The 13,588-nt window shown below is 58.2% G+C and carries 9 protein-coding genes; 7 read left to right on the forward strand and 2 right to left on the reverse strand.

All coding sequences use genetic code 11. The annotated features are described in order from the left end of the window. Nucleotides 1–27: 27 nt before the first annotated feature. Complete coding sequence (locus AAHB17_RS10780) at nucleotides 28–927, forward strand: M48 family metallopeptidase (protein WP_342130572.1); 900 nt, start codon at nucleotides 28–30, stop codon at nucleotides 925–927. Nucleotides 928–995: 68 nt separating this feature from the next. On the opposite strand, the gene AAHB17_RS10785 is transcribed toward AAHB17_RS10780, so the two are convergent. Next, complete coding sequence (locus AAHB17_RS10785) at nucleotides 996–1,634, reverse strand: MBL fold metallo-hydrolase (RefSeq protein ID WP_342130573.1); 639 nt, start codon at nucleotides 1,632–1,634, stop codon at nucleotides 996–998. A gap of 671 nt (nucleotides 1,635–2,305) precedes the next feature. On the opposite strand from AAHB17_RS10785, the gene AAHB17_RS10790 reads away from it, so the two are divergent. Genes AAHB17_RS10790 through AAHB17_RS10815 form a run of 6 tightly spaced genes read left to right on the forward strand, consistent with a single transcriptional unit; the run spans nucleotide 2,306 to nucleotide 13,072 of the window. After that, a complete protein-coding gene (locus tag AAHB17_RS10790; RefSeq protein WP_342130574.1) occupies nucleotides 2,306–3,805 on the forward strand; it encodes a type I restriction-modification system subunit M in 1,500 nt (499 codons plus the stop codon). Beyond that, nucleotides 3,802–5,313 (forward strand): type I restriction-modification system subunit M, encoded by a 1,512-nt coding sequence (locus AAHB17_RS10795; protein WP_342130575.1) that lies wholly within the window; start codon nucleotides 3,802–3,804, stop codon nucleotides 5,311–5,313. The genes AAHB17_RS10790 and AAHB17_RS10795 overlap by 4 nt, the downstream gene beginning before the upstream one ends. After that, nucleotides 5,310–7,235 (forward strand): ATP-dependent nuclease, encoded by a 1,926-nt coding sequence (locus AAHB17_RS10800; RefSeq protein WP_342130576.1) that lies wholly within the window; start codon nucleotides 5,310–5,312, stop codon nucleotides 7,233–7,235. Before AAHB17_RS10795 ends, AAHB17_RS10800 begins: the two co-directional genes overlap by 4 nt. Beyond that, nucleotides 7,232–8,908: an ATP-dependent helicase gene (locus AAHB17_RS10805; RefSeq protein ID WP_342130577.1), complete on the forward strand. Its 1,677-nt coding sequence runs from the start codon at nucleotides 7,232–7,234 to the stop codon at nucleotides 8,906–8,908. Before AAHB17_RS10800 ends, AAHB17_RS10805 begins: the two co-directional genes overlap by 4 nt. Then, nucleotides 8,898–10,082, forward strand: a complete 1,185-nt coding sequence (locus tag AAHB17_RS10810) for a restriction endonuclease subunit S (protein WP_342130578.1) — start codon at nucleotides 8,898–8,900, stop codon at nucleotides 10,080–10,082. The genes AAHB17_RS10805 and AAHB17_RS10810 overlap by 11 nt, the downstream gene beginning before the upstream one ends. Next, nucleotides 10,082–13,072 (forward strand): type I restriction endonuclease subunit R, encoded by a 2,991-nt coding sequence (locus AAHB17_RS10815; protein ID WP_342130579.1) that lies wholly within the window; start codon nucleotides 10,082–10,084, stop codon nucleotides 13,070–13,072. Before AAHB17_RS10810 ends, AAHB17_RS10815 begins: the two co-directional genes overlap by 1 nt. Before the next feature lie 164 nt (nucleotides 13,073–13,236). Here the strand turns inward: AAHB17_RS10815 and AAHB17_RS10820 are convergent. Continuing rightward, a partial coding sequence (locus AAHB17_RS10820; RefSeq protein ID WP_342130580.1) for a hypothetical protein occupies nucleotides 13,237–13,588 on the reverse strand: 352 nt, incomplete at its 5' end.

The raw sequence follows: 13,588 nt of genomic DNA on the forward strand, positions 1-13,588 counted from the left end.
GCGCCTTTTTCACTATTATTCCCGCATATGTGCTGGCTCTGCGACGCAAAAACCATCTCTCCCGTTGCCCTGGAAAACCAGTCAGGCGAGGCCACGTCCAATGGCGGCCACCGCTGGTCATCACGGCGGGCCTTTGTGCTGGCGGGTGCGGGCCTGGCCGCCAGCACCGTGGGGGCGCCAGTGGCCGCCCAGGTGAACGTGGGCAGCGCCTCCAGCCTGCGCAAGCTGGTGCCGGCCGAGAAGCTGGAGGTGGCCGCCGCCCAGCAATACGCCCAGATGCTGACCGAGGCGCGCGACAAGCGCGCGCTCGCGCCCGACGACCATCCCCAGCTGCTGCGGCTGCGGGCCATGGCCCGCCGCATCATCCCCTTTGCCACGCCCTGGAACGACCGCGCGCGCCAGTGGCGCTGGGAGGTCAACCTGATCGGCAGCAAGCAGATCAACGCCTTCTGCATGCCGGGCGGAAAGATCGCCTTCTACACCGGCATCCTCGACCAGCTCAAGCTCAGCGACGACGAGGCCGCCATGGTCATGGGCCACGAAATGGCCCACGCGCTGCGCGAACACGCCCGCGAACGCATCGCCAAGAGCCAGGCCACCGGCATCGGCCTGTCGCTGGGCGCACAACTGCTGGGCCTGGGCGAGCTGGGCAACATGGCGGCCAACATGGGCACGCAGCTGCTCACGCTGAAGTTCAGCCGCGAAGACGAGACCGAAGCCGACCTGGTGGGGCTGGAACTGGCCGCGCGCGCCGGCTACCGGCCTGAGGCGAGCGTCAGCCTGTGGGAGAAGATGGGCGCGGCCACCGGTGGTGGCGGACCCGGCTTCCTGTCCACCCACCCAAGCGGGCCGGACCGCATCCGCCAGCTGAAGGACAACGTGCCCAAGGTGGACACCCTGTTCAACCAGGCACGGCGCGGCGGCTGACCGGCGAGTCAGCCGTCAGCGCCTTTTCAATGTCTTGTTAGAAATCCAGAAAGACATTGCACAGGCGCTCAGGTGCCGCGCACGTAGGGGTTGCTGCGGCGCTCCCGCCCGAAACTGCTTTCCGGGCCATGGCCGGGGATGAACACCGTCTCGTCCCCCATGGGCCACAGGCGCTGGGTGATGCTGGCGATCAGGGTGTCGTGGTCGCCCTGCGGGAAATCGGTGCGGCCTATGCTGCCGGCGAACAACACGTCACCCACGAAGGCGCGCTGGATCTCGGGCGAATGGAACACCACATGGCCGGGCGTGTGCCCGGGGCAATGGCGCACGTTGAGCGTGTGGTGCCCGATCTGCACCGTGTCGCCATCGGCCAGCCAGCGCGTGGGCGTGAAGTGCCCGGCGGGCGGAAATCCGAACATGACGCTCTGCTGCGGCAGGCCGTCGATCCAGAACTGGTCGCCCGGGTGCGGGCCGACGATGGGCAGGCCCAGGCGTTCGGCCAGTTCGGCGGTGCCGCCCGCGTGGTCGATGTGTGCATGGGTGAGCCAGATCTGCTCCAGCTCGACACCAAGGCGTTTGACTTCCGCCAGCAGGCGGTCGAGATCACCACCCGGATCGATGATGGCGGCCTTGTTGGTCTCGTCGCACCAGACGATGGACGCGTTTTGCTGGAACGGGGTGACGGGAACGGTGTGGTAGCGCAGCATGGAAACGGCGTAGGAGTTGGATAACAAAGTCTCAAAATTCACAACATAGTTTCAAATCCCGGGCTAGACGCTTCGGCCTATCACACAACATAGTTTCAAAATACGTTGATTTGAAATGACTTTTGGGAGCGTAGCACCTTGGGAGCCGGGTATGATGCGCCCGAGGAAGCACCAAAGTCACTTTTTGTGCAAAACAACCTCTCAACCACATCGAGCGCCGCAATACTGAGTTTCTGACGCGCTCTTCCAGCAAGCCTCCTACTGATTTCATCGATGGCTTGGCTATGCCCACCGGGAAAAACTTGGGAGAGTTCCTGCGCTCTGCCATGGCACCTAATGACGATGCCCAAGCCTCGGTTACCCCGCCCTTCCTCTTTGCTGACGCACAACAAGGAGGTTGAGGGGTACTCAAAGTAGTTGTTGGGGATGTGTCATCAACTAGGTCCCAGTGGACCTGGTAAACCCGATGGAGCCGTCTACCAGGAGCATTGAGTTGCAGAAGGGGCGGTACTTCCAAGAACCATCATCTACTGCCAGCCATGGTAGCTGTGACACTCCATTGGCCCACCGCCACGCATGGCAATCTTCCCGGTAGACTGGGACTTAAAGATGGGTCGGCAACCTGCGCATGGCAGGAAGATCTTGCTCCCCCGAAAATGTAGCAGTTTCCAATGAATTCCCTCCCTGTCGTCAGCCTATCCCAACTCGAATCGCACTTATGGGAGTCAGCAAATCTACTGCGCGGTCCAGTCGATGCAGCCGACTTCAAAACGTACATCTTTCCACTGCTCTTCTTCAAACGCATCTGCGACGTCTGGGATGAAGAATACCGAGAGATCGTTGACGAAACCGGGAATGAGCAGCTGGCCTGGTTCCCGGAGTCACACCGGTTTCAGATTCCCGATGACTGTCACTGGGTCGATGTTCGTGCCAAGCCAACCAACGTCGGTGCAGCACTCCAGCACGCCATGCGCGGCATCGAGAAGGCGAACCCTGACACACTTTATGGGGTGTTCGGCGATGCCCCATGGACGAACAAAGAGCGCCTGTCGGACGCGCTGCTTAAGGATCTGATCGAGCACTTCTCTGCGCTGCTGTTGGGTAACAAGAACGTCGCCTCCGATTTGGTCGGTGACGCCTACGAGTACCTAATCAAGAAGTTCGCCGACGCCACCAATAAGAAGGCCGGTGAGTTCTATACCCCGCGCAGCGTGGTACGGCTGATGATCGACATGCTCGATCCCAAAGAGACTGAAACCATCTACGACCCCGCTTGCGGCACAGGCGGCATGCTGTTGGCTGCTGTGCAGCACGTCAAAGAGATGCACGGTGACGTCAAGCGACTGTGGGGCAAGCTGTATGGCCAAGAGAAGAACCTCACGACATCATCCATTGCACGGATGAACCTGTTCCTCCATGGGATCGAGGACTTCCAGGTGGTACGGGGTGACACCTTGCGCAATCCGGCTTTCTTTGACGGCGACCGACTGGCCACGTTTGATTGCGTGATCGCCAATCCTCCTTTCTCCCTGGAAAAGTGGGGTGAAGACCTGTGGCTGAACGACCCCTTTGGACGCAACTTTGCCGGTTTGCCGCCCTCATCTAGCGGCGACTTCGCCTGGGTGCAGCACATGGTGAAGTCCATGGCCGAGGTCAGCGGACGAATGGCGGTGGTGCTTCCTCAGGGCGCCCTGTTCCGCAAAGGGGCCGAAGGTGAAATTCGACAAAAGCTTCTGGAATTGGATCTGGTTGAGGCTGTCATTGGCTTGGCACCAAATCTGTTCTACGGCACGGGGCTCGCCGCATGTATTCTTGTGCTGCGCAAGCGCAAGTCAGCCGAGCACAAACAAAAGGTGCTGATCGCGGACGCGTCGCGCTTGTTCCGACGAGGCCGGGCACAAAACTTTTTAGAGCCTGAGCACGCCGTTGAAATCCTGAGTTGGTATCGCAGCTTTGCCGATGTGCAAGACGCCGTGCGCGTCGTCAGCCTTGATGAGATCAAGGCCGAAGACTGGACGCTGAACATTTCGCGCTACGTGCTGCCGCCGCTGCAAGAAGACATTCCGCCACTATCTGAAGCCATCGAGGCCTTCAAGGACGCACTGACTCGTTGCCGTGAGGCAGAGGAACGGCTCGCGCAGGTCATGACCGAAGGAGGATGGCTGAAATGAGCCGCATGACCCAACAAGAACTCGAAAGCTATCTCTGGGGTGCTGCTGTGTTGCTGCGCGGCCTGATTGATGCCGGCGACTACAAACAGTTCATCTTTCCGCTGCTGTTCTACAAGCGCGTCTCCGATGTCTGGGACGAGGAGTACCAAGCCGCACTGGCCGATTCGGACGGCGACTTGTCCTACGCCGAGTTTGCTGAAAATCATCGGTTTCAGATCCCCGAGGGGGCCCACTGGAACGATGTACGGCAAACGCCGAAGAACGTCGGCGCGGCCATCCAGAAGGCCACGCGCGCCATCGAGTCAGCCAACCCTGACATGCTCGATGGCATCTTTGGCGATGCCCCGTGGACCAACCGCGAGCGTCTGCCCGATGAAACGCTGAAGAATCTGATCGAGCACTTCTCAACGCAGACGCTGTCGGTGGCCAACGTGCCTGAAGACGAGTTGGGGAACGCCTACGAATACCTGATCAAGAAGTTCGCCGACGACTCCGGCCACACGGCGGCCGAGTTCTACACGAACCGCACCGTCGTCCACCTGATGACGCAGCTTCTGGCGCCACAGGCGGGCGAGTCGATCTACGACCCCACATGCGGCACCGGTGGCATGTTGATCTCTGCGCTGGATGAAGTGAAGCGCTCGGGTGGCGAATACCGCACCCTCAAACTGTACGGGCAGGAGCGCAACCTCATCACATCGTCCATCGCCCGAATGAACCTGTTCCTGCACGGGGTGGAGGACTTCGAGATCATCCGCGGCGACACCCTGGCCGAGCCCAAGCACATCGAGGGCGACCGCCTGCGCCAGTTCGACGTGATCTTGGCCAACCCACCGTACTCCATCAAGCAGTGGAATCGCGAGGCTTGGAGCAGCGACAAGTGGGGCCGCAACTCGCTCGGCACGCCGCCTCAGGGCCGCGCCGACTATGCGTTCCAGCAACACGTCCTGACCAGTCTCAGCACCAAGGGTCGGTGTGCTGTGCTCTGGCCTCATGGCGTCTTGTTCCGCAACGAGGAGCAAGCCATGCGCGCCAAGATGGTCGAACTGGACTGGGTCGAGGCCGTCATCGGCTTGGGGCCCAACCTGTTCTACAACTCCCCAATGGAGTCGTGCATCGTCATCTGCAACCGCAAGAAACTCGCCGCTCGCAAGGGAAAGGTGATCTTCATCGACGCGGTGAACGAGGTCACCCGGGAACGGGCACAGAGCTTTCTGAAGCCCGAGCACCAGCAGCACATCCTGAGCGCATTCAACGCGTTCACGGATGAATCCGGTTTCGCCAAGGTTGCCACCCTGGCCGAGATCGGCGTCAATGCGGGCAATCTCTCGATCCCGTTGTACGTGAAACGCATCGCTGCGGCCGGCGCAACCGACAGCAATCGCGACACGGTATCGCTGTGCTCCGCCTGGGACCAATGGCAAACCGATGGCCGCGCGTTCTGGCGACAGATGGATGCGCTGGTGGATACGCTAGATAGCCTTTCCAAAGCTGAGGATACGCAATGAAGCTCCAAGCTATTCGGTTATCGAACTTTCAGTCATTCGGTGAAGATCCCACCGAAATCACGCTCGAAGACATCACCTACCTGATTGGCCCGAATGGCTCAGGTAAAACGGCTGCGCTGCAGGCCTTGTGCCGACTATTCGCCTTCGACCCGTCGTTGCGCCGGATTCTGCGTTCAGACTTTCATGTGCCCTGCAGTGAAGCAGAAACACCAGATGAACGACACCTCTGGATTGAGGCTGACTTCCTCTTTCCCGAGCTGGCAGAAGACGAAGACAACACAACCGTAGCCCCGCATTTTGCACATATGCGGCTGGATGAGCTCGACGGTATTCCGCGCGTTCGTTACCGTCTCAGTGCGAGCTTGGGTGTGGATGGCGATATCGAAGAGTCCATGGCGTACGTGCTGGACCTGGATGCTGACGGCGGGCCACTCAGCACTGCGCAAGTTCCCAGAGCTGAGCGTAACCATATCCACGTCCACTATCTTCCGGCACAGCGTGATCCTGCCGACCACATCGCATACGGCGCCAATGCTCTTCTAGGAAGAATGCTTCGCGCAGTGAAGTGGGATGCGGAGCGTGACGAGATCAAGACGCTGACCGATCAGATCAGTAACAGTTTGGCCGCGAACCCGTCAGTCAATGCGTTGAGCGAAAGCCTCAAAACAACGTGGTCCACGCTGCACAAAGGCAAGTTCTTCGCCGATCCGAAGATCACCTTTGTGACCTCCGAGATCGAGGCCTTGCTGCGCCACATGTCGGTTTCATTTTCGCCTGGGCACGATGAGAGTCTGGTCGATTTTTCCCGGCTGAGCGACGGTCAGAAGTCGATGCTGTACCTGTCTCTCGCACTGTCGTCTCAAGCCATTGGGCGCGCCGTACTTGCCGGGCAAGACACTTCGTTTGATCCCGACAAATTGCGCCCACCTGTCTTTACTCTGGTCGCCGTTGAAGAGCCCGAAAACAGCCTCTCCCCGCACTACCTCGGGCGGATCGTTAGTGCTTTAAACACCATGGTTCAGCACCCGGACGCCCAGGCCCTCATCGCCACGCATGCGCCGTCGATGCTGCGCCGCGTTGCGCCAGAGCATATCCGCTATCTGCGGCTGACCGAAGCACGGCAATCACGCATCACGCACATCCTTTTGCCGGAAGACACGGACGAAGCGCACAAATTCGTGCGTGAAGCTGTCCAGGCATTTCCCGAGATCTATTTCTCGCGTCTGGTCGTTCTGGGCGAAGGCGATAGCGAAGAGATCGTCTTGCCACGTCTGCTGCAGGTCAAAGGCGCTCCAGTAGACGAATCCGCCGTCACGATTGCTCCGCTGGGGGGCAGACACGTTAATCACTTCTGGCGCCTGCTAGCGGCATTGCAGATTCCGTACCTGACGCTCCTTGATCTGGATGTAGCTCGTTACGCTGCGGGCTGGGGAAGGATCAAGTACGTAAACGATCAGTTTGCAAAATTCGCTCCCGCAGAACGTCTCCCATCCTCTTGGAAAATATCTCAATGGGATGCCGATGAAGTACCGGTACGGACTCATCACTTCTTTGAAGACGGGACAAAGAATGTTTTCGAAAGACTTGAAAACAGCAACGTATTTTTTTCGTACCCCATGGATCTCGACTTCGCCATGCTGCTCGCCTTTCCCGAAGCCTACGGTGTCGAAGAAGACGTGCCGGATGATTCAACGATCAAGGCCGTGCTTGGGAAAAGCCACCACAACGCTAACCAATACAGCCCTGAGGAACAGAAACTGTTCAACACCTACCACCAGCGCTTCAAGCTGGGTAGCAAACCCGCTGCCCACATTGATGCACTGGCCCGACTGACGGATGCAAAATTGCGGGCAAACATGCCGGCTTCGCTGAGCAGGCTGGCTGATGCCGTTATCACCAAACTGGCGGAGCTGCCCGAGTGATTGCCGTTGACGCTTGGCAGCCTGCAGATGGACTGACGCTCGAACCGAATGCGCTGCTTGCCGCGAAAGAGCAGGAGCGTTGCCTTGCGCTCACGGCCGGGCCCGGTGCAGGTAAAACCGAGATGCTGGCACAGCGCGCAGATTTCCTATTGCGCACTGGCACCTGCAGATATCCCAAACGGATTCTGGCAATTTCGTTCAAGGTTGATGCCAGCAAGAATCTGAAGGAACGTGTCCAGCGTCGCTGTGGCGCTGATCTCGCTTCACGCTTTGACAGCTACACCTTCCATGCCTTTGCCAAGCGCATCATTGATCGTTTTCGACCCGTACTGACAGGAAAGGATGCCCTTGAGGCTGGCTACACGCTTGGCAGCCCGAAGGTGACGCATAAACAGATTGAGTTCGGTGATCTTATCCCTCTTGCCATTCAGATACTCAAAAAGTCAAAAGTTGCCCGAAACGCTATTCGCCAGACCTACAGCGACGTTTTCCTAGATGAATTTCAGGACTGCACAGACAAACAATACGAGCTCGTGAAGCTCGCCTTCCAAGGTACCAGCATCCGGCTGACGGCAGTCGGCGATACCAAACAGAAGATCATGGGCTGGGCCGGTGCGCTGGATGGCATCTTCCAGACATTTGCAGCCGATTTTGCGGCGACTCCGCTCAACATGTACCGCAACTTTCGCTCCAAGCCGCGACTGCTGCGCTTGCAGAACGAAATCATCCGCGTGCTTGATCCTGCATCGGTCATGCCGGAAGAGCAAATTGCAGGGGATGAAGGGGAAGTCCTCGCCTTGGGCGTCGAAGACAGTCGACAAGAAGCTGAACATCTGGCTGAGCAGATCGCCGCGTGGGTCGAAGTTGAACAGATTCCGCATTCAGAAATCGCCGTACTGATCTCCAAGCAACCGGATCTCTACGCCAACCATCTCATTGCCAAGCTCGAAGCCAGAGGCATCCCCTACCGCAACGAACAACAGCTGCAGGACATCACCACAGAGCCCGCAGCGCGCTTGGTGGTCGATTACCTGTCGTGCATCTACGGCAATCGTGAGCCCAAGTCATGGGTGCGGATGATGAACCTGCTGGTGCCTTTTGCGGATGATGAAATCCAGGCCAACACCCGCCGGGACTTTGATCGCCTGATCAAAGCACAGCGCAAGAGCGCATCACTTCTGGAGTTGATTGATGAGCCCTACTCAGGTTGGTGGGAGTCGGCGCGAGGATTTTTGAACAAGATCCCCCGAGAAACCTTGGTAGCGCTCTCGCCTGACTACGAATCGTCAGATCGGCTAAAAGAGGTGGTCCGCGACACCAAAGCACGTATCGAAGAGTTGCTCAAAATTGAACCGGAATTACCCAAGGCGCTTGAGCGCTTTGTAGATGACAAAGCGGTGCGCATTCTGACCATCCACAAAAGCAAGGGCCTGGAGTTCGACTCGGTCATCATTCTAGGTGTTGAAAATCAGACTTTTTGGGGCAAGCCCGACGAAGAACGCTGCGGTTTCTTTGTCGGTGTTTCGCGCGCGAAGCGGCGGCTGGTTGTCACCATGAGCAAGCACCGGGAAACCCCGCCCTCTAATCCATATCGCTGGCAGGAAGAACGGACTCCACACAAGGAGTTCTTTGGTTACGTCATGCCGTTTGTGAGCAAAGAAAATGAAGAATGAATTCCTGAAGCCCGGCTGGCGTCGGGTGCGATTTGGCGACGTGGTGCGCCTCTCGAAAGCCCGCAGTCAAGATCCGTTGGCCGATGGCATTGAACGCTACGTCGGTCTGGAACATCTCGAACCCGGTGATTTGCGCATCCGCAGTTGGGGCAGCGTCGCTGCCGGCGTGACCTTCACCAGCGTGTTTCAACCGGGGCAGGTGCTGTTCGGCAAGCGCCGTGCTTACCAGCGCAAGGTGGCTGTGGCGGATTTCTCTGGTGTGTGTTCCGGTGACATCTATGTGTTGGAAACCAAGGATGCGCAGGTCTTGCTGCCGGAGTTGCTGCCCTTCATTTGCCAGACCGACGCTTTCTTCGATCATGCGGTCGGCACATCGGCAGGCTCCTTGAGCCCCCGTACGAACTGGACGAGTTTGGCGGATTTTGAATTTGTACTGCCACCGATTGATGAGCAGCAATCGGCCATAGCCCTACTGAGCGCTGCAACCGACCAGTGTCATGCCATTGAAGCTGCACATCGCGCCGCAGGCCGGATGCTGCAGTCGTTCAAGGATTCACTGCTTCTGAACAAACCAACATCCTTAGCAAATTCCTATCTGCTGGGCGACCTCTTGTTGAGGTCACCGGAAAGCGGCTGCAGTGCGCCGCCAAAGGATGCCGATACGGGCTATTTCGTACTCGGATTGGCTGCACTGTCCCGCGATGGATATGTTTCAGGGGACTTCAAGCCCGTCGAGCCAACGAGCAAGATGGTCGCGGCAAAACTCTCTATGGGCGACATTCTGATTTCTCGATCCAATACAGTGGAACGAGTTGGGTTCGTTGGGATTTTCAGCGACAACCGTGACGACGTGTCCTTTCCGGACACGATGATGCGTCTCCAGCCAAACCATGCACTGGTTCACCCAGACTTCTTGGAAGCCCTGTTACAGACCACATCTGCCCGCGAATTCCTGATGCGAATTGCGGCGGGCACCAGTGCGAGCATGAAGAAGATCAATCGTGCCAACTTGCTGCAGATGCGCTTGAACGTGCCGGATCTTGATGCTCAGGAATGGGCACTCGATGAACTGCAGAAATTTAAGAACGCGATTGCAACGCAAAAGGCGCGCTGGGATGCAGCGCGGCAGCTAACAAGACTAATTGCCATGAGAACAATTGGGGGAGCGGCATAGTGTTTAACGAAGCCAACACCGTCGAAGCCTACGTCCGCGATCTGCTTGCCGGCCCAGTTAAGACTGTCCCGGCCAACACCGCCCAGGAACCTCACACCAGCTACGGCCCGAGTCCCAAAGGCATCGGCTGGCGCTACGCCGCCGCTCCTGCTGACGTGCCGCGCCAGATTCAGGAAGTGCTGGTCGAACCTTGGCTGCGCGATGCGTTGATTCGCCTGAACCCCGAGATTGCCGCACAGCCCGACCGTGCCGACGAAGTGCTCTACAAGCTGCGTGCCATCGTGCTGTCGGTGCGCTCGGATGGTCTGATCCGCGCCAACGAGGAGATGACCGCATGGATGCGTGGTGAGCGCTCGATGCCTTTCGGCCACAACAACGAGCATGTACCTGTGCGGTTGATCGACTTGGATGACCTGGCGCAGAACCAATACATCGTCACCCAACAGTACACCTACCGTGCAGGTCCCACCGAGCGCCGCGCCGATCTGGTGCTCTTGGTCAATGGACTGCCGTTGGTGCTGATCGAGGCCAAGACGCCGGTCAAGAAGTGCATCAGCTGGGTCGATGGCGCGGTGCAGGTGCACGACGACTATGAGAAATTCGTGCCGGAGCTGTTCGTTTGCAACGTGTTCTCGGTGGCCACCGAGGGCAAAGCCTACCGCTATGGCTCCATCGGCCTGCCGGTCAAAGACTGGGGCCCTTGGCATCTAGATGATGATGGGGAGGATGGTCAGCACCACCCGCTGAAGTCGCTCAAGCTGTCCGCCGAGAGCATGCTGCGCCCGCATGTGGTGCTTGATATTCTCGGCAGCTTCACCCTGTTCGCCACCAACAAGAAAAAGCAGCGCATCAAGATCATCTGCCGCTACCAACAGTTTGAAGCGGCCAACAAGATCGTCGAGCGCGTGCTGGCGGGTTACCCCAGGAAAGGACTGATCTGGCACTTCCAGGGGTCGGGCAAGTCACTGCTGATGGTGTTTGCAGCGCAGAAGCTGCGCATGCACGCGGGCTTGAAGAACCCCACAGTGCTGATCGTGGTGGACCGCATCGACCTGGATAGCCAGATCACCGGCACGTTCACCGGAGCAGACATTCCCAATCTGGAGAAGGCAGACAGCCGGGAGAAGCTGCAGCAGTTGCTGGCCCAGGACGTGCGCAAGATCATCATCACCACGATCTTCAAGTTTGGCGAGGCTGCGGGCAGCCTGAACGACCGCAGCAACATCATTGCGCTGGTGGACGAGGCGCACCGCACCCAAGAGGGTGACCTCGGCCGCAAGATGCGTGAGGCCCTGCCCAATGCGTATTTGTTCGGCTTGACCGGCACGCCGATCAACCGTGCAGACCGCAACACTTTCTATGCCTTCGGGGCCGAAGAGGACGAAAAGGGCTACATGAGCCGCTACGGCTTCGAAGAGTCGATCCGCGACGGTGCGACGCTGAAGCTGCACTTCGAGCCTCGGCTGATCGACCTGCACATCGACAAGGCCGCGCTGGATGCCGCTTACAAAGACATGACCGGAGGCCTGTCGGATCTCGACAAGGACAACCTTGCCAAGACCGCCGCCAAGATGGCCGTGCTGGTGAAAACGCCCGAGCGCATCCGCAAGATCTGCGAGGACATCGTCGAGCACTTTCAGGCCAAGGTGGAGCCCAACGGCTTCAAGGGCCAGATCGTCACCTTCGACCGTGAATCCTGCCTGCTGTTCAAAGCCGAGTTGGACAAGCTGCTGCCGCCCGATGCGACAGACATCGTCATGTCGGTGCAGGCAGCAGACAAAAAAGAACACCTGGAGTACGCGCCTTACGACCGAAGCCGCGACGAAGAAGAGCGACTGCTGGATCGCTTTCGCGACCCGGCCGACCCGCTGAAGCTGATCATTGTCACGGCCAAATTGCTGACCGGCTTCGATGCACCGATCTTGCAGGCCATGTACCTGGACAAGCCGCTGCGTGACCACACGCTGCTGCAGGCCATCTGCCGGGTGAACCGCACCTATTCTGAGCAGAAGACGCACGGCTTGATCGTGGACTACCTCGGCATCTTCGACGACGTGGCGGCAGCGCTGGAGTTCGACGATCAAAGCGTCAAGCAGGTGGTTAGCAACATCCAGGAGCTGAAGGACAAATTGCCCGAAGTCATGCAGAAATGCCTGGTCTTTTTTACCGGCTGTGATCGCAGTTTGCAGGGCTATGAAGGCTTGATCGCTGCACAACAGTGCCTACCCAACAACGAGGTGCGCGACAACTTCGCCGCCGAGTTCAGCGTGCTGGGCCGCATCTGGGAGGCGCTGTCACCGGACACTGTGCTGGGTCCGTTCGAGAAGGACTACAAGTGGCTGTCGCAGGTGTACCAGTCGGTGCAGCCGTCCAGCGGCCACGGCAAGCTAATCTGGCACTCGCTGGGCGCCAAGACCATCGAGCTGATCCATCAGAACGTGCACGTCGATGCCGTGCGCGACGACCTCGACACGCTAGTGCTGGATGCCGACCTGCTGGAAGCAGTGCTCTCCAATCCTGACCCCAAAAAGGCGAAGGAGATCGAGATCAAGCTGAACCGACGCATGCGCAAACACGCGGGCAATCCGACGTTCAAACAACTGTCAGAACGGTTGGATGCACTGAAGGACCGCTTTGAATCTGGCCAGATCAACAGTGTCGAGTTTTTGAAGCAGCTCTTGGAAATTGCCAAAGAAACGTTGCAGGCAGAAAAGGAAGTGCCACCTGAAGAAGACGAGGATCGTGGCAAGGCGGCATTAACAGAGCTGTTCAACGAGGTTAAAACGTCAGAGACGCCCATCATGGTCGAACGGGTGGTCGCAGACATTGACGAGATCGTGAGACTCGTCCGCTTCCCTGGTTGGCAAGGCACGCAGGCTGGTGAGCGCGAGGTTAAAAAGGCACTACGCAAGGCCCTTTTCAAATACAAGCTGCACGCGGATGAGGAGCTATTTGAGAAGGCTTACAGCTATATTCGACAGTACTACTAAAGTTTTGCCAACTTTCAGCAACTTGACCTTTACAGCATTACCAACCAGGGACAGTTACTGGCCCAGTGGACCGGGTTTACCCAAAACATGTGACAAGCTGACCTTGGTGAGGAAGGGGCACCGTGCCCACAAAACAGCTTCTCTAACAGGGTCTCCAGAGGTGACTACGTAAGAGCCATTTGCCGAGACCTCTGATCTTCTAATGACTCGATAGCCGGTGCAAACATATCAGGCGCATTAGCACGAATCCACGAAACGGCCGCTTTGCAATGCACGTGAACGTCAGATCTTGCACACCCTGGATTGCTCAATATGTAGTCACGGATAGCTTCAACCGCCCGCCGCTTGCGTCGCTCAAAACTTGAATCTTGTCGAAACGCTCGTGGGTTTGTACCCAATTGAGTCAATCTTTGGCGAAGCGTGGTCACGGCGATCCCGAGGGTCTGGGCGGCCTCTTTAAGCGTCGTCGCATTGGCGATGACATCATGAATATCGGCGGGTAGCGAAGGAGGGGTC

Source organism: Hydrogenophaga sp. OTU3427, from assembly GCF_038440225.1.
GTDB lineage: Bacteria > Pseudomonadota > Gammaproteobacteria > Burkholderiales > Burkholderiaceae_C > Hydrogenophaga.

Coding starts and splice junctions, on each gene's coding strand:
- AAHB17_RS10800 (WP_342130576.1), top strand. CDS start 5,310: ATGAAGCTCCAAGCTATTCGGTTATCGAACTTTCAGTCATTCGGTGAA.
- AAHB17_RS10790 (WP_342130574.1), top strand. CDS start 2,306: ATGAATTCCCTCCCTGTCGTCAGCCTATCCCAACTCGAATCGCACTTA.
- AAHB17_RS10785 (WP_342130573.1), bottom strand. CDS start 1,634: ATGCTGCGCTACCACACCGTTCCCGTCACCCCGTTCCAGCAAAACGCG.
- AAHB17_RS10780 (WP_342130572.1), top strand. CDS start 28: ATGTGCTGGCTCTGCGACGCAAAAACCATCTCTCCCGTTGCCCTGGAA.
- AAHB17_RS10810 (WP_342130578.1), top strand. CDS start 8,898: ATGAAGAATGAATTCCTGAAGCCCGGCTGGCGTCGGGTGCGATTTGGC.
- AAHB17_RS10795 (WP_342130575.1), top strand. CDS start 3,802: ATGAGCCGCATGACCCAACAAGAACTCGAAAGCTATCTCTGGGGTGCT.